Here is a 22927-nt window from a genome sequence, read left to right as displayed (position 1 = left end):
CCCTTTACACCTCAATGGCGTCTTTAATCCACTTGCGAGTTTGCATCATACCGAGCATCCTTGCGCCGTCACAGAGCTTCTTGAAGCGCTCAGTAACAGGAGCAAGCAATGCTACCTTGGCTTTCATCGCCACATCCGCTATTTCCTTCTACCGCACTGGCCCTCGACTCGCCAAACGGCTTACTGGCAGCAGGGGGAGAACTCTCCCCAAACTGGCTAGTTGACGCTTACCGGCGGGGTATTTTTCCGTGGTACAGCGACGGTGAACCCATTTTGTGGTGGAGCCCTAACCCGCGCATGGTCTTGCAGCCTGCACAGTTTATACTCCGCCGCAGCCTTGCCAAACGTCTACGTAATGGTGGCTTTAGCATCACGCTAGATCAACACTTTGAGCAAGTGATTGACGCCTGCGCTGCCCCTCGCCAGGGCGAGTCAGCCACATGGATCAACGCCGATATGCGCAGTGCTTATCAGCGCCTCCACGAACTAGGCATTGCCCATAGCATTGAAGTGCATCAGGCAAATCAGTTAGTGGGCGGTCTTTATGGGTTAGCTATGGGGCCCGTATTCTTCGGTGAGTCAATGTTTTCAAATGTTCCCGATGCATCAAAAATAGCCCTTGCCCACTTAGCCCGTGCCATGCAGAGCCACGGTGGTGAACTAATTGACTGCCAAATGCATACACCTCATTTGGCCAGCCTTGGCGCAACAACGGTCGCCCGGGAGACATTCATCAACTATCTTGAGAAGTGGTTGCCGGAAAAAGCATTTAGATTAACACCTTCAGCCCATACAGCACCCATCGTGCCAACCTCGCCCTGGCTAACGGCCATAGCGTTGGCTGATCAACCCTAATGGCTGAACACCAGTTTAAACAAGGAGGCAAGCCGTGAGTAGTAACGCTCCTCGCCGCCCTGTGCGGGATTTGCGCTTCTTCCTGACTGTGCCACACGCTTGCAGCTACCTGCCCGACAGAGAAGCTACCACGCTGTTTTTAGACCCCCAAGAGTCGCCCATTCCAGGTGTTTACGACTCACTTTCACTGTTAGGGTTTCGTCGCAGCGGCCGCCATTTGTATCGTCCGCATTGCGAAGGCTGCAATGCCTGCCGCTCGGTACGTATTCCCGTTAGCTACTTTAGTGCCAACCGCACGCAACGAAAAATTTTACGCCGCAACCAGGATATTACAACGCGGGTAATTCCTGCGCGCTTTTTACCTGAGCACTACGCGCTTTACGCTGACTATATCCGGTTACGCCACGCCGACGGCGACATGTACCCTCCCAGCCGAGAGCAGTACCGCACCTTTCTCACACTTGATGAGCCTTATGCACAGTTGTTGGAAATGTATTTGGGTGAGGAGCTAGTGGCCGTCGCCGCCTTTGATCAGTTAGAACACGGCCTCTCTGCAATCTATACGTTTTTTGCGGTGGGCGATGAGCTAGACAAGCGCTCGCTTGGCACGCTGGCAATTCTTAAATTAATCGAACTCTGCCGTCAAAAAGCACTGCCTCACCTCTATTTAGGTTATTGGATTGAGGAGTGTCGAAAAATGCGCTACAAACGGGCCTTTTCGCCTATGGAGATACTGGATGGACGGCACTGGCGACCATTAATTGACTAATCTTGCCAGCTTTTTTGCCTTGACGGCGGGCTTGCGGCACAATATAGCGCTGTTTCTCCGGCGCCTGAGATATAATAACGCCTTACGAAGCGACCGTTCGACTAACCGTTGTCTTAAATACTACGTTAAATAAGTGAGGATCTGCCTATATGGCACGCGAAGATCATATTGAAATGGAAGGCGTTATTGTTGATACCCTTCCCAACACCATGTTCCGTGTGGAGCTTGAAAACGGCCATGTCGTTACCGCCCACATTTCTGGCAAGATGCGCAAAAACTACATCCGCATCCTGACGGGCGATAAGGTAAAAGTGGAACTGACGCCTTACGATCTTTCTAAAGGCCGTATCGTTTACCGTTCGCGCTAAGCCTTGATGACGCTTGTTGAGCAGACTCTGCTAGTGTATGCACATGTGACTGCTCCCCACCCTACGTCGCTACGCAACCACGGGTGAGGCTTCCCATGTCTTAGGCCGCAGCCGGTGCGTGACCGGTCTCACACAGGCCTCGATGGGCAGAGACGGACAGCCCTTCCGCCTTTAATTTTAAAATGCCTTGCTGGCGAATAGTGATCGCGGCGTTTACGTCACGGTCAATCGCCTTTGTGCCACAGCTTGGGCAATCCCAGGTGCGGACACTGAGGGGCATTTGTTCGACTTTGTGGCCGCAGCCAGCGCAGGTTTTGGAGCTGGCGAACCATTGGTCAATTCTGACCAGATGCTTGCCTTGCTGCTTCGCCTTATACGCCAGTTTTTCGATCAACCTGCTCCAACTGGCATCGGCAATATGCTTGGCCAGCTTGCGGTTTTTGAGCATGTTTTTCACGCTCAGTGTCTCGACCACCACCGCTTGGTTGTCGTCAATGAGTTGTCGAGACAGTTTGTGCTGGAAGTCAGCACGCACATTCCCCAGCCGCTCGTGCGCCTTGGCGAGCATTAGCCGCGCTTTCGCACGGCGCTTGCTACCTTTCTGGCAGCGTGAAAGCGCTTTCTGCTTGCGGCGTAGGTTGGCAGACGCCAGCTTCAAGAAGCGAGGATTGGCGACCTTGCGGCCAGTGGAGTCGATGGCCAGATGCGTTAAGCCCATATCGACCCCCAGCACCGTCTCCACCGTTTGCAGCGGTGCGGCTGCCTCCACACCATCCTCCACCAGCAGCGAGGCAAAATACTTGCCCGTGGGGGTGCGGGTCAGTGTGATGCTTTTCAGCGTGCCGGCGATCTCTCGATGGATTCGGGCTTTAATCGGCGTAAGCTTGGGGACTTTGATCCAGTCATCACCCGCCTTAACGCTGGTGCAGTGATAGCTCGATTGCTTGCCATGCTTGCGTTTAAAGCGCGGATAGCGGGCTTTAAGCTGGGGGTTAAAGAAGTTCTGGAAGGCGCGATCCAGGTTAATGCACGCCTGTTGCAGTGCGATAGAATCAAACGCTTTGAGCCAGTGGTAGTTGCGAGACTTCTTCGCCACCGCCAACAACGGCTTGAGGTCTTTCTTAGCGCGCAGCTTGGTGCCATGGCGCTTGTACTGCGAGCTGATAATGTGCAGTGCCTTGTTGTACGTAAACCGCACCGCCCCGAATTGCTGATTCAAGAAATCAGCCTGTTCGGGGGTGGGGTAGATGCGTACTTTGGTGGCTGTTAACACAACGGCTTCAACTCGTTGACTGTATGAATGTATAGTGCCAGATAAATACGAAACTACAACCCCTGCAGCGCTAGCGCGCTGCCCGCTTGTATCTCCGCCCTCAATCGGGCGAGGGTTTACGCGGATTTTTGCTAAGTTAAATACGGCGCCGCTCCCTGGAAACGACAACGCCCCGTCGATGACAGGGCGCTGTGCGTTACTGCTTTACTAACTTAGGCTGACAACCACGCTGACTCTTTCAGCTATGAACTTCAAGCACAAAAGAGCCAGGCATGATGCTTAACAGCGACTTAGCGCCCTTATCAGGGCGCATCCGCCATTTCCGATTCGGTAGAAAGATGCAGTTCACCCTCTTCTAGGCTGACATGCACAATCCCCCCTTGGTCTGCCAACTCGCCAAACAAAATCATCTCAGCCAACGGCTTTTTAAGCTTCTCTTGGATGAGGCGAGCCATAGGACGCGCCCCCATGTCTGGGTCGTAACCCTTCTCTGCCAGCCAATCTCTGGCGGTATCATCCACTTCCAGTTGAACACGTTTCTCATCCAGCTGCGCCTGAAGCTCAATCAAGAACTTATCAACCACGTTTCGCACCACAGAGGTATGCAGCGCATGGAATTGAATAATTCCGTCCAAACGGTTGCGGAACTCTGGTGAGAACGTCCGACGAATCACCTCCATGGCATCGGTAGAGTGATCCTGATGCTGGAAACCAATTGAGCGACGCGATGCCTGCTCAGCCCCTGCGTTTGAGGTCATGATCAGGATAACGTGCCGGAAGTCTGCTTCGCGACCGTTGTTGTCCGTCAGGCGGCCATGATCCATGACCTGCAGCAGCAAGTTAAAGACTTCAGGGTGGGCCTTTTCGATCTCATCAAGTAGTAGAACACAGTGAGGCTGCTTGGTTACCGCTTCGGTAAGCAAACCACCCTGGTCGTAACCTACGTAGCCAGGAGGCGCGCCAATCAAGCGTGATACGGTGTGGCGCTCCATATACTCCGACATATCAAAGCGCACCAGCTCGATGCCCATAATATGCGCAAGCTGTTTAGCCACTTCGGTCTTACCGACACCGGTAGGCCCTGCGAACAGGAAGCTGCCCACGGGTTTATCCGGTGACTTCAGCCCGGCACGAGACAGTTTTATCGCGGCAGATAGCGAGTCAATCGCTTCATCCTGGCCAAACACAAGCATTTTCAGATCGCGGTCGAGCTTTTCAAGCAGCTTCCGATCCGAGCTTGAAACGCTTTTCGGCGGAATACGCGCAATGGAGGCAACAACGGCTTCGACCTGCTCCACATCAATGGTTGGCGTGCGCACTTCAGGCGGCAGCATGCGCTGATGCGCGCCCGCTTCGTCAATCACATCAATGGCTTTATCGGGCAAGTAACGATCGTTAATGTAGCGATCCGCTAAGCGCGCAGCGCTCTCCAAAGCACCATCGGTGTACTTGAGTTCGTGGTGCTCCTCAAAACGTGAGCGCAACCCTTTAAGAATTTTGATGGTGTCTTCCACTGAGGGCGCCAGCACATCCACTTTTTGGAAGCGACGCGCCAGTGCACGATCTTTCTCAAAAATACCGCGAAACTCTTGGAAAGTCGTTGAACCGATGCAGCGTAGCTCGCCAGAAGAGAGCAAGGGCTTTAACAGGTTAGACGCATCCATCACGCCGCCAGAAGCCGCTCCTGCACCAATGACGGTGTGAATTTCATCAATAAACAACACTGCGTTTGGCTGCTTACGCAATTCACTAAGCAGGCTTTTGAGGCGTTTTTCAAAATCGCCGCGGTACTTCGTTCCCGCCAGCAGCGCACCCATATCCAGTGAGTACACAACTGCATCAGCAATAACGTCAGGCACGTCTTCTTCAACGATGCGCTTCGCCAAGCCTTCGGCAACCGCCGTTTTACCGACCCCGGCCTCACCGACCAGTAGCGGGTTGTTCTTACGCCGACGAGCAAGAATCTGCACCACGCGCTCAAGCTCGTGGTCTCGGCCAATCAACGGGTCAATTTTACCCTGGCGCGCTTGCTCGTTTAAATTGGTGGCATAACCGGTTAACGGGTGTGCGGCACCTTCTGCGCTGCCCTCTTCGGCATCTTCGCTCTCTGGAGAAGAGGGCGACTGCGCAGGGCCATGGCCTGCTACTTTAGAAATTCCATGGGCGATGTAATTCACCGCATCAACACGGGCGACACTCTGTTGCTTCAGGAAGTAAACCGCTTGGCTCTCTTGCTCAGAAAAAATAGCAACCAGCACATTCGCACCGGTGACTTCACTTTTACCGGATGACTGTACATGGAACACAGCACGCTGCAGCACACGCTGAAAACCAAGCGTTGGCTGCGTTTCACGATCGCCCTGGCCTTCAGGGATCAGGGGCGTGGTCGAGTTAATAAAATCCTGCAGATCGGACCGCAGCTTGTCGAGGTTTGCCCCACACGCCTTCAGTACATCCACCGCAGAGGCATTGTCCAGCAATGCTAAGAGCAGATGCTCAACGGTCATAAATTCGTGGCGCTTAGAGCGTGCCACGGTGAAGGCCGTGTTCAGGGTCAGTTCAAGTTCTTTGCTCAGCATGGCAGTCCCCTTTTCGCTACTACCTAGGGCATATTGCCACCTAGGGGTTGCATCGGATCAGTTTAATCGACCGGCACTTTCAACATCGGGTACAAATGGCGCGGTTGCAAGCCCCTCCGCTAATTTTTTTCAACGCTTTCAGTTAGCAGATTCGATATCACACATTAGTGGGTGCTCGCATTCACGGGCGTATTCATTGACTTGATAACTTTTAGTTTCGGCAATGTCGCGGGTAAAGATACCGCAGGTAGCTTTACCCTGGGTGTGCACCGCGAGCATTACTTGCACCGCTTTTTCACTATCCATACCGAAAAAGCCTTGCAAAATTTCTACGACAAACTCCATAGGAGTGTAATCGTCGTTATGTAGCACCACTTTATAAAGCGGAGGCTGAGCTAACTCAGGCTTGGCTGTTTCTACCGCCAGGCCATCATCATGGTCAGGCATATCAGGGAGTGACATGCCTGCTTGCAGGATAGTCGCCAGGTATGAACTGTGAATATTGGGCATAAGCAGCAAGGGATATCGTCTCTTAGCTATCACGCGGCATCTAGTTTGAGTCGTTACTTCTATAAGACGCGCGACGCCAGCAAGGGTTCATGGAAAAAAACAAATTATCACACTGAGCGAGACAAAAAACCCTCGCCCGGCTAGCGGGCGAGGGGTGATAGCAACATTTTTAATGCGCTATGCCCAGCGGCAGCACGAACGGCTGCTGGGTGTGGTTATTAGCCTTTAGCAACCATTGCAAGGGCGTCATTGAGCGTTTTGCTCGGGCGCATTGCTTGGCTGGCCAGTTCACCATTAGGGTGGAAGTAGCCTTGAATGTCCATGGCTTGGCCTTGAACACTGTTTAGCTCATCAACGATAGTGGCTTCATTGGCTTTCAGGGTTTCAGCCAAGCGAGCAAAGAGGGTTTTCATCTCTGCATCCTGATCCTGCGCAGCCAGTGCATCGGCCCAGTACATCGCTAAGTAGAAGTGGCTGCCACGGTTATCAAGCTCACCTACTTTACGCGATGGAGACTTGTTGCTGTCGAGGAATTGGCCGTTAGCCTCATCCAGCGCTTTGGCTAACAGCGTCGCGCGCTCGTTACCAAAGGTGCTGCCCAAGTGCTCTAGAGACGCCGCTAGCGCCAAGAATTCGCCCAGCGAATCCCAACGCAGGTGGTTCTCTTCTAAGAACTGCTGAACGTGCTTAGGTGCTGAACCGCCCGCGCCGGTTTCAAACAGGCCGCCACCGTTCATCAGCGGCACAATAGAGAGCATCTTGGCGCTGGTGCCTAGCTCCATAATCGGGAACAAGTCGGTGAGGTAGTCACGCAGTACATTACCCGTCACGGAGATAGTGTCTTCACCTTTACGAATACGCTCAAGGGAGAGCTGCATAGCATCTACCGGTGCCAGAATACGAATATCCAGGCCAGCGGTATCGTGCGCCTTTAGGTACGTTTCTACCTTCTTGATCAGCTGAGCATCGTGGGCGCGGTTAGCGTCGAGCCAGAAAATAGCCGGCGCACCGCTATCACGGGCGCGGGTGACGGCAAGCTTCACCCAATCCTGAATCGGGGCGTCTTTGGTCTGGCACATACGCCAAATGTCGCCCGCTTCTACTGCATGGCTAAACAGCGTGTGGCCAGCGTCGTCAGTCACCACGACAGTGCCATCGGCAGGAATTTGGAAGGTTTTATCGTGGGAGCCGTACTCTTCCGCCTTTTGCGCCATCAAGCCCACATTAGGCACGCTGCCCATGGTGGTAGGATCAAAGGCGCCATGTTTTTTGCAATCGTCAATCACTGCTTGGTAAATGGTCGCATAACAGCGGTCTGGAATAACCGCTTTCGCGTCTTGCAGCTCGTCGTTGACGTTCCACATTTTGCCAGAATCGCGGATCATAGCAGGCATAGAGGCGTCGATGATGACATCGCTAGGCACGTGTAGGTTGGTAATCCCCTTGTGGGAGTTCACCATCGCCATGGCAGGACGCTCCTGGTAAAGCGCCTCGATATCGCTTTTGATCGTTTCTTGCTGAGCGCTAGGCAGCTTTCCAATCGCGCTGTACAGATCGCCGATACCGCTGTTGGGGTTGAAGCCAACCTCTTTTAACGCATCCGCATGCTTTTCGAGTACGTCTTTGTAGAACTCTTCAACCACGATGCCGAACATGATCGGGTCCGACACTTTCATCATGGTGGCTTTCAGGTGCAGCGAAAACAGCACACCAAGCTCTTTGGCATCATTGATCTGATCTTCGATAAAGCTGCGCAGGCGGCGGCTGCTCATGCTGGCAGCATCGATCACTTCGCCTTCAAGCACGGAGAGGCTTTCTTTCAGTACAACGTTGGTGCCATCTTTTTGCTGCAGCTCAATTTTAAGCTTAGTGGCCTTCTCCATAACGGCAGACTGCTCACTACCGTAGAAGTCACCTTCGCTCATGTGAGACACGTGGGACTTGGAGTCCGCGCTCCACTCACCCATGCGGTGCGGGTATTTACGAGCGTAATTTTTTACTGATTTTGGCGCACGGCGATCAGAGTTACCTTCACGCAGCACGGGGTTTACCGCACTGCCTTTGGCTTTGTCATAGCGCGCTTTAATGGAAGCTTCTTCGTCGTTCTGCGGCTCTTCCGGATAGTCCGGCAGCGAGTAGCCTTGGCTTTGTAGCTCTTTAATGGTGGCTTTTAACTGCGGGCCGGAGGCACTGATGTTCGGCAGCTTGATAATATTGGCTTCAGGCGTGGTAGCCAGCTGGCCAAGCTCGGCCAGGTCATCGCTAACGCGCTGCTCGTCGCTGAGCACATCGGGGAACTGCGCCAATACCCGCGCGGCCAAAGAGATATCCCGCGTTTCAACTTCGACACCGGCAGAGTCGGTGAAGGCATCAATGATCGGTAACAAAGAGTAGGTTGCTAGCGCAGGGGCTTCGTCGGTGAGCGTATAAATGATCTTCGGCGTTGTGGACATTTTTGCGTTAACCTCTTTTTTTCTGTCGCTGTGATTATAAAAAATCTCAAGCTACGCGGCGCATTCAACAAAAGACCAGGCCGCGAAGTAGGGGGAGCATTTCTTGGCTGCCCCGGCATCACTCGGTGGTTTACTGCGGTGGTGATTACGACGACTCAAGCACGTCTCATACGGCTACGCCGAAGTATACCAGCGCTGAACTTTAACCGCATGAACGATTGTCGACAAATTAAAAGCACGACCTACGAGGCAACATGAGTACGCTTTACTTACTGCATAAACCCTATCGAATGCTCTCCCAGTTTACCGATAACCAAGGCCGTGCCACCCTAGCCGATGTAATTAACGCGCCCGGCGTTTATGCCGCTGGAAGGCTGGACTACGACTCAGAGGGGCTGCTACTTCTCAGCGATGACGGTGGCCTCATTCATCGCATTGCCCACCCACGGCATAAGCAGCCAAAAACCTACTGGGTGCAGCTTGAGGGGCATATAAGCGATGAGGCGATCAGCTTGCTTAAACAAGGCCTCACCCTGAAAGATGGCCCTACTCAGCCCGCCAAAGCACGGCGCATTGAAGCGCCTGCCATGGCGCCGCGCGACCCCGCCGTTGACCCCAAGCGCCACCCCTCCACTAGCTGGTTGGAGCTAACCATCAGCGAAGGCCGTAACCGTCAGGTCCGGCGCATGACCGCCCATGTAGGTTTTCCCACCCTGCGTCTGATTCGCGCAGCGATTGGCCCATGGCAGCTGGGAGACCTAGCGCCCGGCGAGTGGCGCAAAGAGACGCTACATGCCCCACAGTCAACTAAACCTAAACGTGGCAGCTCGCCACGGCGTAGGCGCACCTCATGAGCCATATACGTAGCACAGCTGCCTGTGTGATCCAGCAAAATGGGCGCTACTTGATGGTGGAAGAAGCACGCGGTGGCAAAGCAACCGTTTTTAATCAGCCTGCAGGACATGTGGAGCCTGGCGAAGGGCCGCTTGCGGCGATAGTGCGCGAGGTAAAAGAAGAGACCGCTTGGCAGGTAACGTTAACGGGCTATTTAGGGCTTTATGTATTTCACACACCGGAGGGAGTGACGTTTCATAGCCACGGCTTTGTCGCCACCCCAGATACCCAACTGAACACCCCTATAGATAGCGATATAACGGCTACCCATTGGCTCACGCGTCAAGAAATAGAAGCACTTAATGCCGCTCAGCGGCTACGCAGCCCCTTGGTGCTTAAACGCATTATTGATGCCAGCAGCGGACACTGCTACCCCCTTACCGTGATTCGGGAGTGAAGCACTCGAAGCGTTAAGCCCCCATCGTGTATAATCTTCGGCCACTTGCTTACTGCTCTTATGCACACTACTTCTACTGGGGATGCCTATGTCGGCCACCACTGGGTCGTCCACTACCGAGCCAACCGCTAACGGCAAAGTTATTGTCGGCATGTCGGGTGGCGTCGATTCGTCTGTTTCTGCCCTGCTTCTACTCCAACAGGGGTACGAGGTTGAGGGCCTGTTCATGAAGAATTGGGACGAAGACGACGGCACAGAGTACTGCACAGCGAAGGAAGACCTCGCCGATGCCGAAGCGGTGTGCGCCAAGCTGGGGATTAAGCTGCATACGGCTAATTTCGCCGCTGAATATTGGGATAACGTGTTTGAACACTTCCTTGCCGAGTATAAGGCAGGCCGAACGCCTAACCCTGACATTCTGTGTAACCGGGAGATCAAATTTAAGGTCTTTTTGGAATACGCCGAAATGCTAGGCGCAGATAAAATTGCGACCGGACACTATGTGCGTCAAGGGGTTCGTGAAGGGCGCCCGCGCCTGCTAAAAGGCTTGGATGGTAACAAAGACCAGAGCTACTTCCTGCATGCAGTGCCCGAAGCGGCCATTGCACGCACGCTATTCCCTGTCGGCGAGCTGGAGAAACCCGCCGTCCGAGCCTTGGCAGAGCACCACGACCTAGTAACCGCCAAGAAGAAAGACTCCACGGGCATTTGCTTTATTGGTGAGCGCCGTTTCCGCGATTTTCTGCAGCAATACCTACCTGCACAGCCCGGTATGATTGAAACCCCGGAAGGCGATGTCATCGGTAAGCACATGGGGCTCATGTACTACACCCTTGGCCAGCGCCAGGGCCTGGGTATCGGCGGCCTTGCCAACTACTCAGAAGACCCCTGGTACGTGGCTGCCAAAGATTTAGCACGCAACGTACTGATTGCCGTACAGGGCAAGCATCATCCGCTGCTCTATACCGATACCCTAGCCACGGAAAAAATGGATTGGGTCGCGGGCGAACCGCCCACACAGCAGGGCCGCTTTACCGCGAAAACCCGCTATCGCCAAAGCGACTGCCCCTGCGAAATACGCGCTCTAGCGGATGGCAGCGTGGAAGTGGTCTTCGATGACCCACAATGGGCGGTAACGCCAGGGCAGTCGCTGGTACTTTATGATGGTGATATCTGTTTAGGCGGTGGCGTGATCCGCGCCACTTGGAAAGCTTCGGAGACTGCTGCATGAGTGCCACACCTATTCATCGCGCACCGGATACGCCGGCTGCCCGCCAGGCGCTCGCACTTGCTGGCGTTTTTCAAGCCGCAAGCCTCGTCGATGAGCTAGCACGCACGGGGCAAGTCGATTCCCGCGCCTGGGAAACGCTGATTAACGCCACGGTAGACACCAATCCGGAAAGTTTTGAAGCCATTTATGGCGGCCACCCCAACAACCTTCGCCGCGGGCTGGATACACTGGAAGCTTTGGTAGGCCGCAAACAGGCCAACCCCGTGGTGCTGCGCTATGGCTTTTCACTGCTGCTGTTAATGAACAAACTGCGCACCGATCACCACATGATGGATGTACTCGGCCAAAAGCTAGCCCATGTCCAGGGGCAGGCGGAGCACTTCGGCACTACTCATGAGAACGTCATTGCCAGCCTAGGCGAGACCTATCAGGAAACAATTTCGACGTTTAAAACGCGTATTGTGGTGCAAGGCGACCCTTCACTGCTGCAAACCCGCATGATGCCGGAGCGGGTTCGCGCGTGTTTAATGGCAGGCATTCGCTTTGCACTGCTTTGGCACCAATTGGGCGGTCGCCGCTGGAAGCTTGTTTTCCAGCGTAAAGCTCTACGGCGCGCGCTGGATAGCCTTAGCTAACCCTTTTTATACAATCCTGCTCTCTTCATCCTCCTACCGACCCATTGGAAGCTTACGCCATGCAACTCTCAGCTTTAACCGCCCTTTCCCCCGTTGACGGCCGCTACGGCGCTAAAGCCGCTGTGTTACGTGAACACTTCAGCGAATTCGGCCTGATCCGTGCGCGCGTGATTGTGGAAGTACGCTGGCTGCAGCGCCTGGCAGACCACAGCCAAATTGTCGAAGTCCCTCCCCTTTCCGCTGAAGCGACTGCGTTTTTAGAGCAGCTGATTCGCGACTTCTCGGTAGAAGACGCTGAGCGTATCAAGGAAATTGAGCGCACGACTAACCATGATGTCAAAGCGGTTGAGTACTTCTTGAAAGAGAAGATTGCAGGCCAAACCGAACTCAATGCCGTCACCGAATTTATTCACTTTGCCTGTACCAGTGAAGACATCAACAACCTCTCTTACGGCGTGATGTTGGCCGACGGCCTAAAAGCCTTGCTGCCCACTATGCATGAGGTTGCCGACGATATTGCCAAGCTGGCAATTGCCCACGCAGGTCAGCCGATGCTGTCCCGCACCCACGGCCAAACGGCCAGCCCGACCACGCTGGGCAAAGAGATGGCCAACGTGGCTTACCGCCTTAAGCGTCAGCTCAAGCAGATCGAAAGTGTTGAGATACTAGGCAAAATCAACGGTGCCGTGGGTAACTACAACGCACACTTAACCACCTACCCCGATATCGACTGGGAAGCCAATGCGCGCACTTTTGTGGAAGGTTTAGGCTTGAGCTTTAACCCCTATACCACGCAAATCGAACCCCACGATTACATTGCTGAGCTGTTCGATGCCATTTGCCGCTTCAACACCATCCTGATCGATTTTGACCGCGATGTATGGGGCTACATCTCCCTGGGCTACTTCAAACAACGCACCGTGGAAGGCGAAATTGGCTCATCCACCATGCCGCATAAAGTTAACCCAATCGACTTTGAAAACTCGGAAGGCAACCTGGGCCTTGCCAACGCAGTACTTAGCCACTTGGCGCAAAAACTGCCGATTTCCCGCTGGCAACGCGACCTGACGGACTCCACGGTGCTGCGTAACCTCGGTGTAGGCTTGGCCTATGGGTTGATCGGCTACCACGCCAGCTTAAAAGGCATTAGCAAACTAGAAGCCAACCCAGAGCGGCTGGCAGAAGATTTAAACAATAGCTGGGAAGTCCTCGCCGAGCCGATCCAAACGGTCATGCGCCGCTACGGCATTGAAAAGCCTTACGAAAAACTGAAAGAGCTAACCCGTGGAAAGCGCATCGACCAAGCTGGCTTTGCCGCCTTTATTGATACGCTCGAATTACCCGCGACGGTAAAAGATGAGCTGAAAGCGCTCTCACCGGCTAGCTACATTGGTAATGCTACGGCACAAGCCGAAGCGATTACCCAGCGGCTAGATTTACTGTAATTCGTTGTTGTCATCAACAGTTGTCACTAACTGTAATAGCGCCGCGTTCACCTATTTAGGATACCGCCATGAGCCAACCCAATACGCCATTAACGTTGCTGGGCGATTTGACCCCAGAAGACTTTTTGGCCAACTACTGGCAACAGAAACCGCTACTGATTCGTGGCGCTATTCCCGAGTTTTTAAGCCCCATTGAGCCCGATGAGCTAGCAGGCCTGGCCTGCGAACCTGGCGTTGAGGCTCGGCTAGTCGAGGAAGATGGCCCCGACGGCCCCTGGCAGGTATCCCACGGGCCGTTTGACGACGCCACCTTTGAGCGGCTTCCAGAAGGCAACTGGAGTCTGCTGGTGCAGGCTGTAGATCATTACGTGCCCTCTATTGCGGCGTTAATGGATGAGTTTGATTTTTTGCCCCGTTGGCGGCTAGACGACATCATGATCAGCTACGCCCCCCCTGGTGGCAGCGTTGGACCGCATATTGATCAGTATGATGTCTTCCTGCTCCAGGCCAGCGGCCATCGTCGCTGGCAATTGGGCGGCAAGCAGTCTGACGATGCGCCGATCATTCAAGGGATCGACCTGCGCATTCTTGAAACCTTTGAGGTAGAAGCAAACTCCGACTGGACGCTAGCACCCGGCGACATGCTCTACCTGCCACCCGGCTGGGCGCATCATGGGGTTAGCCAAACCGATGACTGCATGACGATATCGGTCGGCTTTCGCGCGCCCTCAGCAGATGAAGCCATCACTTCCTATGCTGATTACCTTGGTGAACAGCTATCGGCTTCCCAGCGCTACAGTGATGCAGGCATGGCACCCGCCAGCCAGCTAGGTGAGGTGGACGATGCCGCCGTAGAACGGATGCGCCAATTTATCCTTGAAACCCTGGATCAGCCGGAACAAATGGCACAATGGTTTGGCCGCGTTATGACGCAGCCAAAATATATCGATCAGGTTGTTCCCTTAGAGCAGCCCATGAGCGAAGAAGACCTTGTTGCGCAACTACACGCTGGCGAGCCTCTGTTCCAAATGCCGGGTTCCCGAATCGCTTGGCGTAGTGATGCCAGCGGCACCACTCTGTTTGTTGATGGCGATGGCCACCCCTGCACAGAAGCATTGGCCAAACGCCTTGCCGACCCTGCACCCATCCACGCTGACGTGCTGGAACTCAGCGGTGCCACTGAACTCATCACGCAGCTCACCAATACGGGCAGCCTAGGCTTTATGGGCGAAGAGGACGAGGATTAGCCATGTCACCTGTGGACATTGTTAGTGGCGATTGGCCCACGCTAGGGGAGGCAGCCTCTGCTATTCGCTGCACTGTCTTTATTGAAGAGCAGCGCGTGCCCCAAGAGGAAGAGTGGGATGGCCGGGATGCCGAGTGCCGCCATTTTTTAGCCACTCTCAATGGCCAGCCGGTGGGCACCGCCCGCCTACTGCCAGATGGCCATATTGGTCGCGTGGCGGTTCTTCCCAGCGCCAGAGGTACGGGGATTGGTTATCAGCTGATGGAAGCAGCCATTCAAGCTGCCCGCGAAGCTGGCCATGCAAAAGCCGAGCTTAGCGCTCAACTACATGCCCTGGCTTTTTATGAGCGCCTAGGTTTTGTCGCCTACGGCGAGATATTTATGGATGCAGGCATTCCCCATCGCGACATGGCGTTAACACTTTAGAGAACACCTCTTATCGCCCACTTAACCGTCTCATAACTGACGACTGCGCCACCGCTAGGTGGCGCTTTTTTTGGCCTGTTGATAGTGAACTGACGAAAAACGACTACACAAACACGGCGTTATGACTAGGCCCTGTAGTCGAGTTACAACCCCTTCTGCCCCCAAGTGACAATTGTTGAATGCGTCGTACTAGTTGATAGTTGTTGCATTGCAGTACGGCGCACTCGCTCAGTTTGCTTATAGCTTTCAAGAGAGTACGACGTTCCTCTTAGAGACGTTTCTATTAGAGACGATTATCTAAGCGACACAGCAACTTAAATAAGTAACCCTGAAACAACTTCGCAAGTGCAACATAAGCATTAACTAACGTACTTGCGATATCGCTATCACGACCCCGGAGGTATCAGCTCATGTCAGGACTTCTCGACGATATTAAAGCCATCGCCCAATTACGCGAAGCACAAGGTGGTAAATGGGAAGCGATCAAGCCAGAATACGCCGCCCGTATGCGTGCCCAGAACCGCTTTCACACCGGCCTAGATATTGCCCGCTACACCGCTAAAATTATGCGTGAAGACATGGCGGCCTACGACGCTGATACATCTAAGTACACCCAGTCCCTGGGCTGCTGGCACGGTTTTATCGGCCAGCAAAAGTTGATCTCGATTAAAAAGCATTTTGGCACCACCAAGCGCAGCTACCTCTACCTCTCTGGCTGGATGGTTGCCGCACTACGCTCTGAGTTTGGTCCGCTGCCTGACCAGTCCATGCACGAAAAAACCTCCGTTGCCAACCTGATTGAAGAGCTATACACCTTCTTGAAGCAGGCAGATGCGTGGGAACTTAACCACCTCTTCCGCGCGCTAGATGACGCCAAAGAAGCTGGCGATAGCGCTAAAGAGCAAGAATTGATCAGCAAAATCGATAACCACGAAACACATGTCGTGCCGATTATCGCTGACATCGACGCGGGCTTTGGTAACGCCGAAGCGACCTACCTGCTGGCTAAGAAATTTATCCAGGCAGGCGCGTGCTGCATCCAGCTGGAAAACCAGGTATCTGACGAAAAGCAGTGTGGTCACCAGGACGGTAAAGTGACCGTTCCTCATGAAGACTTCCTGGCAAAAATCAACGCCGTACGTTATGCCTTCCTAGAACTAGGCGTAGATGATGGCGTCATCGTGGCACGTACTGACTCGCTAGGTGCAGGCCTGACCCAGAAGATCGCTGTTACCAACGCACCAGGCGACCTGGGCGACCAGTACAACAGCTTCTTGGATGGCGATGTTATCGAGAATGCTGACGACATTAACAACGGCGATGTTGTCATCAAGCAGAACGGCAAACTGGTTAAACCCAAGCGTTTGGCCTCAGGCCTTTACCAGTTCAAAGCTGGCACCGGCGAAGACCGCGTTATTTTGGACTGTATCACCAGCCTTCAAAACGGTGCTGACCTGCTGTGGATTGAAACCGAAAAACCCCACGTTGGCCAAATTGCCAGCATGGTTAACCGCATTCGCGAAGTGTGCCCGGACGCCAAGCTGGTTTACAACAACTCACCGTCCTTCAACTGGACGCTGAACTTCCGCCAGCAAGTGTTTGATGCGTGGGAGAAAGAAGGTAAAGACGTTTCCGCTTACCAGCGCGATAAGCTGATGAGCGTTGAGTACGACAACACCGAACTTGGCCAATTGGCAGATGAGTGGACGCGTAACTTCCAGCGCGATGGCGCCCGTGAAGCCGGCATCTTCCACCACCTGATCACACTGCCGACTTACCACACTGCGGCACTCTCTACCGACAACTTAGCGAAAGGCTACTTTGGTGACGAGGGAATGCTGGCCTACGTTAAAGGCGTGCAGCGCGAAGAAATTCGCCAAGGCATCGCGACTGTTAAGCACCAGGATATGGCAGGCTCGAACATTGGCGACGACCATAAAGAGTTCTTCCACGGTGATGCCGCACTGAAAGCCGGTGGTAAAGACAACACAATGAACCAATTCGGTTAATTCATACCGGATAAGCAATAAAGCTTTAGCAGTCAACCAAAGGGGGCGAAAGCCCCCTTTTTTGTGTTGGATAGTTTTTTGTGTTGGATAATTTTTCGTATTGAACAGTTGGCCCACTTCATAGTCGCTTATTGCCACCCGTAGGCGTACATCACGCATGTGCAAAGTATTTGCACACTGCTTGCGCAATGCGCGCCTCCTCAGCAATTTATGACCTTTTTCATTGATGGCTGGTCAAATCAGGATGCTTCCGTTATCTTTTAAAGAACGCTGTTCTATTATCATGCTATTCGTTGCAGCTTTATGAGCTGAGATACTGGAGGTTTTAATGAAACGTCTACTACTACCCGTTGCTGCGTTAAGCATTCTTACATTGGCGGGTTGTGCCAATACCGCCCCTTACTCAGGCGATGTATACCGTGGCAGCCAAGCCCAAACCGGCCAAAGCGTTGCGTATGGCACCATTGTTGCCGTACGTCCGGTACAAATTCAGGCGGACAGCCGCACTGGTAACTTGCTGGGCGGCGGCGGCGGCGCAGCGATCGGCGGTATTTTAGGTAACCAAGTAGGCGGCGGTACTGGCCGACAGCTTGCAACCGTAGCAGGTGCACTCGGTGGTGCCGTTGCCGGTACAGCAGCTGAAGACCGTGCTAACCGTGTTAGCGCACTCGAAATGGAAATCCGCCGCGATGACGGCACGGACGTTATTGTGGTTCAGCGCGCCGACCGTCAATTCCAAGCTGGCCAGCGGGTTCGCTTGATTGGCAGTGGTGCCAACATGAGTGTTGCGCCCTACTAAGCGCTCGCTATACAGTTTTAAAGTTCAAGTAAATTAAAAGCGCCCGATCAGCCAAGCTGATCGGGCGCTTTTTTATGGTGCTGAGGGCGTTAGTGAGTGGTTTTGCTACTTGCCCAGCTCGCCAGTTTCATAACAATAAGCCCTATGATGGCTAGTAGCACCACCACTAACAGGATATCTACCGGACGCACCAGCGTGGTGGCGCCTAGGATCGCCAGCGCACCAATCCATAAGTGGCGATTATCACCGTGGGTCTTTAAAACATCCGGTAGCATTTTATCTAGGCCTTGGCTTACGCCGTTATCCCAACGCTTATTAGCAAAATAGGCAATCAAAACAAAGGCGATTACCCAAAGAACGAAGACCGTCATAGAAAACTCCATATAAAGCTGTCTGGAAGAGGGAGAAGAAGTTGTGGCTGTAGAGTATCCCTGCGCACAGCATGGCGCAATACCGCCAAAGGCCAGTAGCGGGAAAAACCCTGGCTTACCCCCTGACAAGCTAGCTCACACGCGTTACCATGTTGGGACATGCACTCACCGAAAGGTTAATCAATGCAAATTGCGCAAAACTCGGTTGTCGCGTTCCACTATACCCTGACCAATGATGCAGGTGAGGTGCTTGACAGTTCCGAAGGCCGCGAGCCGCTGACCTACCTCCACGGCGCTGGCAACATTATCCCAGGTCTGGAAAAAGAGCTCGAAGGCCGTGCCGCTGGTGACAAACTGAACGTTTCCGTTTCGCCTTCTGAAGGCTACGGTGAAGTTCAAGAACAGCTGATGCAAGAAGTACCCCGCGATGCCTTCCAGGGCGTTGAAAGCATTGAGCCAGGCATGCAGTTCCAGGCACAAACCCAGGGCGGCCCTCTGATGGTCACCGTCAAGAAGGTTGAAGGCGATACGGTTGTGGTTGATGGCAACCACCCGCTGGCAGGCCAGCAGCTCAACTTCGATGTTGAGATTGCTACAGTGCGTGAAGCAAGCCAGGAAGAAGTTGAGCACGGTCATGTGCACGGCGAAGGCGGCGTTGAGCACTAACTTTCTTAGTTGCTGAACGTTCGCATAAGAGGGTGGCCATGGGCCGCCCTTTTTATTGGATACCCTTCAGCCAGCTAACGTCTAACCTCGACTTTTTACCCACCTTTTTTAACCACTACTCTTCTGGAATTAACACGAGCTGACCATAGCGCACGCTGCGCGATGAGGTCACTTCGTCGGCAAACTGTTTCAAGGCGCTACCCTGCCCTTTTAGAAGCGCCACTTCCAGGCAACTATCGTGGTTGATATGCACGTGCAGAGTTGAAAGGGTCAAGTCGTGGTGGTCGTGGGAGTGGCGAGTTAAGCGCTTAGATAGATCTCGCGCGGCATGATCATACACGTAGACCAGCGCCCCCATACAAGGTGCCTCTGGGGCCACCTCTTCCCTTGCCTGCTTCAAACCACTGCGTGTTAGATCGCGAATTGCCTCTGAACGATTCTGATACCCGCGTATACGCATTAGCGCGTCCACCTCGCTAAGCAACTCTTCATCCAACGTCACCGTGACACGTTGCATCCCGCCTCCTATTGTCTACGTCTACTTAACCTATCAAATGCGGCAAAGGGCATCTTCCTGACCGTAGAGTATGATGTTATTGTTAAATCATCATACTTTTGAGTTAAAAGGCTAAGCCATGTTTCGTTACCAGCGTTCCATCTTACTGGGCCTGACCGCTTTTTGCTTAGCGTTTAATAGCCCACTTCAAGCGAAAGAGCAGCTTGTGCTCGCCATTGGCGGTGAACCCGAACAAGGGTTCGACCCCCTGCTAGGTTGGGGCCAGTATGGCAGCCCGCTGTTTCAAGCAACGCTGTTATCCCGTGGCCATGACCTAGCCCCAACGCCTGAGCTCGCCACGGCGTGGTCACTTTCAGAAGACCGGCTCACTTGGACGCTCACCCTGCGCGACGATGCCTACTTTGCCGATGGCACGCCACTAACCGCAACGGATGTTGCCTATACCTTTAATGCGGCGTCTAGTGCGGGGGGGCGCGCCGACCTTAGCGCGTTACAAGCAGCTCACGCTATTGACCGATATACCGTTGAACTGACCCTCAAAGCACCCCGTATCACCTTTATCGACCAGTTAATGACCCTAGGGATTGTGCCTGCCGCAGAGCGGGAAAATGGCTATGGCGATCATTATGGCAGGCAACCCCTGGGCGCTGGCCCTTACCAACTGGTGGAGTGGCAGGAAGGCGAACAGCTTATCGTTGAGCGTAACCCCTACTATTACGGCGAACCGCCTGCCTTTGAGCGGTTAGTATTTCTATTCACCGGGGAAGACACCACCTTAAGTGCCGCACACGCCGGGCAAGTTGACCTCGCCGCGCTGCCACCGGCGCTGGCAGCCAACCTTCCTACCCATATGCAGCGCGTGGTGATGGAGAGCGTTGATAACCGCGGTATCCTGTTCCCAATGCAGCCAGCGAGCGGTGAACACGCGCCTTCAGGCGCCCCTATTGGTAATGATGTCACCGCCGATATCGCCATCCGTCGGGCGATTAACCTGGCCCTTGATCGAGAAACGCTGGTAGACGTTGCCCTACATGGCTATGGCCGCCCGGCATTTGGCCCTGCCGACGGTTTGGCATGGAGCGATACAGATGAAGCTTTTGAAGCGCCTGACCTTACACGCGCACATACCCTCTTAGATGACGCAGGCTGGGAGCTTCGTGCAGACGGGCTGCGCTACAAGGACGGCCAACCGGCGCGCTTTCGCTTAACCTACCCGGCGAGCGACACCACGCGCCAATTATTAGCCCAAGTGAGTGCTGACATGGTGCGCCCCTTAGGGATTGAGATGCAGCCCACAGGGCGCCACTGGGACGAGATACAGCGCGAGGCGCTCCACCAGGATGCCATTGTCTTTGGCTTTGGCAGCCACAGCCCCCAGGAAGTGTACTACTTATTTCATAGTCAGCACGCAGGCTTTGGGTTCTACAACAGCGGCTACTACGCCAACCCTACGGTAGATCGCCATTTAGACGCAGCTCAAACAGCGGCTGATCAGGAAACCGCCAACCAACACTGGCAAGCCGCCCAGTGGGATGGCGAAACCGGTTATGGTGTTCGTGGTGATACCAGCTGGGCATGGATGGTTAACCTTGCTCACGTCTATGCTGCCCATCGCTGCCTAGATGTTGGCGAACTGGGTATTGCTCCCCATGGCCACGGCTGGCCCATTACCGCCAACCTCCAGACGTGGCGCTGGACGTGCGATTGACCCGCTGGCTAGCCTACCGCTGCCTGCGCTTAACACTGGTACTGTTTTGCGTCGCCGCGCTGGCATTTGGGCTTGTGATGCTATCGCCTATCGATCCGGTAGACGCCTACCTGGGGCCACAAATGGCCCAAGTGAGCCCTGAGCAGCGCGCCCTCATCACAGAGCGCTGGGGCTTTGAGTCCCCACCTGCCGTCCAGTTTGGCCACTGGCTACGTCAACTACTCAGCGGCGAACTAGGCTGGAGCCATATCTATAACCAGCCGGTCAGCGAGGTCATCAGCCAGCGCTTTTACCGCTCTATTATGCTACTAGGCAGCGCGTGGCTTCTCTCGGTAGTGGTGGGCTTTGCGCTAGGCGTTATTGCAGGCGCTAAAGAGGGGTCAACGCTTGATAGAGTGATTAGCGGCTATGCGTATATCACCGCCTCAACGCCCACTTTTTGGCTCGGCATAGTAGGCCTGCTGTTGTTTTCGGTGTACCTGGGCTGGACGCCTATCTGCTGTGCCGGCCCACCAGGAATGCTGAGTCAGGAGGTCAGCCTACTCACCCGGCTACATCATTTAGCGCTTCCCGTTGCGACATTGACGCTCCTGGGTATTGCCTCTATTACACTACACACTCGTACGCGCATGATTGCGCTGATGCGCTCTGAGATTGCCACCCATGCCTTTGCCCAGGGGGCCAGTCGTATTGATATTGCCTGGCGACACGGCATTCGCCACGCAAGCCTCCCCGCACTTACCTTAGCGTTTGCCTCATTGGGCGAGCTATTTGGCGGCGCCATTTTAATCGAACAGATTTTTGCCTACCCAGGGCTTGGGCAAGCCACCGTTGAGGCAGGACTGCGTAGCGATGTCCCCCTGTTACTGGGCATTGCGCTCTTTACCGCGCTGTTCGTCAGCGTAGGTAATCTAATCGCCGACAGTCTTTATCACCTGATTGACCCACGTATCGAGCAGGGGCCGCTATGAGCGCCTCCCAGCCGCGCCTTTATGCTGTGGCGTATATCGCATTTGCAGTGGTGCTATTAAGCGCACTTATCGCCAGCCCCTTATGGCTCGGGGCAGCACCACTACAGATGCAGTTTGATGCGCGCCTTGCACCGCCCAGCGCCAGCCACTGGCTAGGCACCGATGCACTGGGCCGTGAGCTATGGGCACGCACCCTGGCCGGGCTTAGGCTAAGCTTTTGGGTCGGTATCAGCGCGGCACTGCTGGGCACCGCCATTGCGTTAACCTTGGCCGCTATCGCTACACTGTCCAGTAAACTTGATGCGCTGGTCAGCCTACTGATCGATACACTGCTCAGCGTGCCGCATTTGATTTTACTGCTGTTAATTGCCTTTGCATTGGGCGGCGGCACCCAGGCCGTCATTATTGCTGTCGCCGTTACCCACTGGCCAAGCCTAGCGAGGGTACTGAGGGCTGAGCTACTCACCCTGCGTCATGCCCCTTACGTGCGTATTTCACGCTCGCTGGGCAAATCCCGTGGCTTTATCCTGCTGCATCATTTATTACCCCACGTACTGCCTCACTGCCTTGTTGGTGCCCTGCTACTGTTTCCCCACGCCATTTTGCATGAAGCCGCCCTCACCTTTTTAGGGGTTGGCCTAGACCCCAACCAACCGGCCATCGGGGTATTACTGGCAGACGCCATGCGCTACATCACCGCAGGCTACTGGTGGCTTGGGGTATTTCCAGGGTTAGGACTACTGCTGCTGGTGCTGTGCATTGATCGGCTAGCGTTTACGTTACGGCGGGCGTTATAGCTCGCTGG

At 54.3% G+C, this 22927-nt stretch carries 22 protein-coding genes; 16 read left to right on the top strand and 6 right to left on the bottom strand.

Annotated features, from left to right (window positions below; all coding sequences use genetic code 11):
• The first annotated feature begins 108 nt into the window (after positions 1 to 108).
• The 3 genes from BB497_08705 (at position 109) to BB497_08695 (ending at position 1992) form a co-directional block, all read left to right on the top strand.
• Positions 109 to 855, top strand: coding sequence for a leucyl/phenylalanyl-tRNA--protein transferase (locus BB497_08705; GenBank protein AVI62779.1), 747 nt, complete (start codon positions 109 to 111; stop codon positions 853 to 855).
• 34 nt (positions 856 to 889) lie between these two features.
• Positions 890 to 1624, top strand: a complete 735-nt coding sequence (locus BB497_08700; protein AVI62778.1) for an arginyltransferase — start codon at positions 890 to 892, stop codon at positions 1622 to 1624.
• A 149-nt stretch (positions 1625 to 1773) separates the two neighbouring features.
• A complete protein-coding gene (locus BB497_08695) occupies positions 1774 to 1992 on the top strand; it encodes a translation initiation factor IF-1 (protein AVI62777.1) in 219 nt (72 codons plus the stop codon).
• Between the two features lie 100 nt (positions 1993 to 2092).
• Here the strand turns inward: BB497_08695 and BB497_08690 are convergent, their stop codons facing one another.
• The 4 genes from BB497_08690 to BB497_08675 form a co-directional block, all read right to left on the bottom strand.
• Positions 2093 to 3265, bottom strand: a complete 1173-nt coding sequence (locus BB497_08690) for a transposase (protein AVI62776.1) — start codon at positions 3263 to 3265, stop codon at positions 2093 to 2095.
• Positions 3266 to 3567: 302 nt separating this feature from the next.
• Positions 3568 to 5844 carry an ATP-dependent Clp protease ATP-binding subunit ClpA gene (locus BB497_08685; protein AVI62775.1) on the bottom strand — a complete coding sequence of 759 codons (2277 nt, stop codon included), beginning with the start codon at positions 5842 to 5844 and terminating at the stop codon, positions 3568 to 3570.
• A gap of 138 nt (positions 5845 to 5982) precedes the next feature.
• The gene (locus tag BB497_08680; protein ID AVI64309.1) at positions 5983 to 6291 is read right to left on the bottom strand and encodes an ATP-dependent Clp protease adapter ClpS; all 309 of its coding nucleotides are present in this window, start codon (positions 6289 to 6291) and stop codon (positions 5983 to 5985) included.
• Positions 6292 to 6572: 281 nt separating this feature from the next.
• The gene (locus BB497_08675) at positions 6573 to 8807 is read right to left on the bottom strand and encodes an isocitrate dehydrogenase, NADP-dependent (GenBank protein AVI62774.1); all 2235 of its coding nucleotides are present in this window, start codon (positions 8805 to 8807) and stop codon (positions 6573 to 6575) included.
• 254 nt (positions 8808 to 9061) lie between these two features.
• Here BB497_08675 and BB497_08670 point away from each other — a divergent pair, with 254 nt between their 5' ends.
• The 9 genes from BB497_08670 (at position 9062) to BB497_08630 (ending at position 17889) form a co-directional block, all read left to right on the top strand.
• The gene (locus BB497_08670) at positions 9062 to 9661 is read left to right on the top strand and encodes a pseudouridine synthase (protein ID AVI62773.1); all 600 of its coding nucleotides are present in this window, start codon (positions 9062 to 9064) and stop codon (positions 9659 to 9661) included.
• Positions 9658 to 10098, top strand: a complete 441-nt coding sequence (locus BB497_08665; GenBank protein ID AVI62772.1) for an NUDIX hydrolase — start codon at positions 9658 to 9660, stop codon at positions 10096 to 10098. The genes BB497_08670 and BB497_08665 overlap by 4 nt, the downstream gene beginning before the upstream one ends.
• Positions 10099 to 10186: 88 nt before the next feature.
• Positions 10187 to 11329, top strand: coding sequence for a tRNA 2-thiouridine(34) synthase MnmA (locus BB497_08660; GenBank protein ID AVI62771.1), 1143 nt, complete (start codon positions 10187 to 10189; stop codon positions 11327 to 11329).
• Entirely contained in the window at positions 11326 to 11964 is a 639-nt protein-coding gene (locus BB497_08655; GenBank protein ID AVI62770.1) for a lysogenization regulator HflD, read from the top strand. The genes BB497_08660 and BB497_08655 overlap by 4 nt, the downstream gene beginning before the upstream one ends.
• 59 nt (positions 11965 to 12023) lie before the next feature.
• Entirely contained in the window at positions 12024 to 13409 is a 1386-nt protein-coding gene (locus BB497_08650) for an adenylosuccinate lyase (GenBank protein ID AVI62769.1), read from the top strand.
• Between the two features lie 68 nt (positions 13410 to 13477).
• Entirely contained in the window at positions 13478 to 14656 is a 1179-nt protein-coding gene (locus BB497_08645) for a transcription factor (GenBank protein AVI62768.1), read from the top strand.
• A gap of 2 nt (positions 14657 to 14658) precedes the next feature.
• Positions 14659 to 15081, top strand: a complete 423-nt coding sequence (locus tag BB497_08640) for a GNAT family acetyltransferase (protein ID AVI62767.1) — start codon at positions 14659 to 14661, stop codon at positions 15079 to 15081.
• A gap of 410 nt (positions 15082 to 15491) precedes the next feature.
• Complete coding sequence (locus tag BB497_08635; GenBank protein ID AVI62766.1) at positions 15492 to 17090, top strand: isocitrate lyase; 1599 nt, start codon at positions 15492 to 15494, stop codon at positions 17088 to 17090.
• Between the two features lie 328 nt (positions 17091 to 17418).
• Positions 17419 to 17889, top strand: a complete 471-nt coding sequence (locus BB497_08630) for a hypothetical protein (GenBank protein ID AVI62765.1) — start codon at positions 17419 to 17421, stop codon at positions 17887 to 17889.
• Between the two features lie 89 nt (positions 17890 to 17978).
• On the opposite strand, the gene BB497_08625 is transcribed toward BB497_08630, so the two are convergent.
• Positions 17979 to 18260, bottom strand: coding sequence for a hypothetical protein (locus tag BB497_08625; protein ID AVI62764.1), 282 nt, complete (start codon positions 18258 to 18260; stop codon positions 17979 to 17981).
• A gap of 183 nt (positions 18261 to 18443) precedes the next feature.
• Here BB497_08625 and BB497_08620 point away from each other — a divergent pair, with 183 nt between their 5' ends.
• A complete protein-coding gene (locus BB497_08620) occupies positions 18444 to 18926 on the top strand; it encodes a peptidylprolyl isomerase (protein ID AVI62763.1) in 483 nt (160 codons plus the stop codon).
• Between the two features lie 115 nt (positions 18927 to 19041).
• Here the strand turns inward: BB497_08620 and BB497_08615 are convergent, their stop codons facing one another.
• Positions 19042 to 19443, bottom strand: a complete 402-nt coding sequence (locus BB497_08615; GenBank protein ID AVI62762.1) for a nickel responsive regulator — start codon at positions 19441 to 19443, stop codon at positions 19042 to 19044.
• A gap of 118 nt (positions 19444 to 19561) precedes the next feature.
• Here BB497_08615 and BB497_08610 point away from each other — a divergent pair, with 118 nt between their 5' ends.
• The 3 genes from BB497_08610 to BB497_08600 are packed head-to-tail and all read left to right on the top strand — an operon-like array spanning position 19562 to position 22919.
• Positions 19562 to 21151, top strand: coding sequence for a nickel ABC transporter substrate-binding protein (locus tag BB497_08610; protein AVI62761.1), 1590 nt, complete (start codon positions 19562 to 19564; stop codon positions 21149 to 21151).
• Positions 21142 to 22122 carry an ABC transporter permease gene (locus tag BB497_08605; GenBank protein AVI62760.1) on the top strand — a complete coding sequence of 327 codons (981 nt, stop codon included), beginning with the start codon at positions 21142 to 21144 and terminating at the stop codon, positions 22120 to 22122. The genes BB497_08610 and BB497_08605 overlap by 10 nt, the downstream gene beginning before the upstream one ends.
• The gene (locus BB497_08600; GenBank protein AVI62759.1) at positions 22119 to 22919 is read left to right on the top strand and encodes a peptide ABC transporter permease; all 801 of its coding nucleotides are present in this window, start codon (positions 22119 to 22121) and stop codon (positions 22917 to 22919) included. Before BB497_08605 ends, BB497_08600 begins: the two co-directional genes overlap by 4 nt.
• Positions 22920 to 22927 lie beyond the last annotated feature (8 nt).

Source organism: Halomonas sp. GFAJ-1, from assembly GCA_002966495.1.
Lineage (GTDB): Bacteria > Pseudomonadota > Gammaproteobacteria > Pseudomonadales > Halomonadaceae > Vreelandella.
The sequence above is the reverse complement of the archived record's forward strand: the minus strand, read 5'-3'. Positions and strand labels throughout refer to the sequence as shown.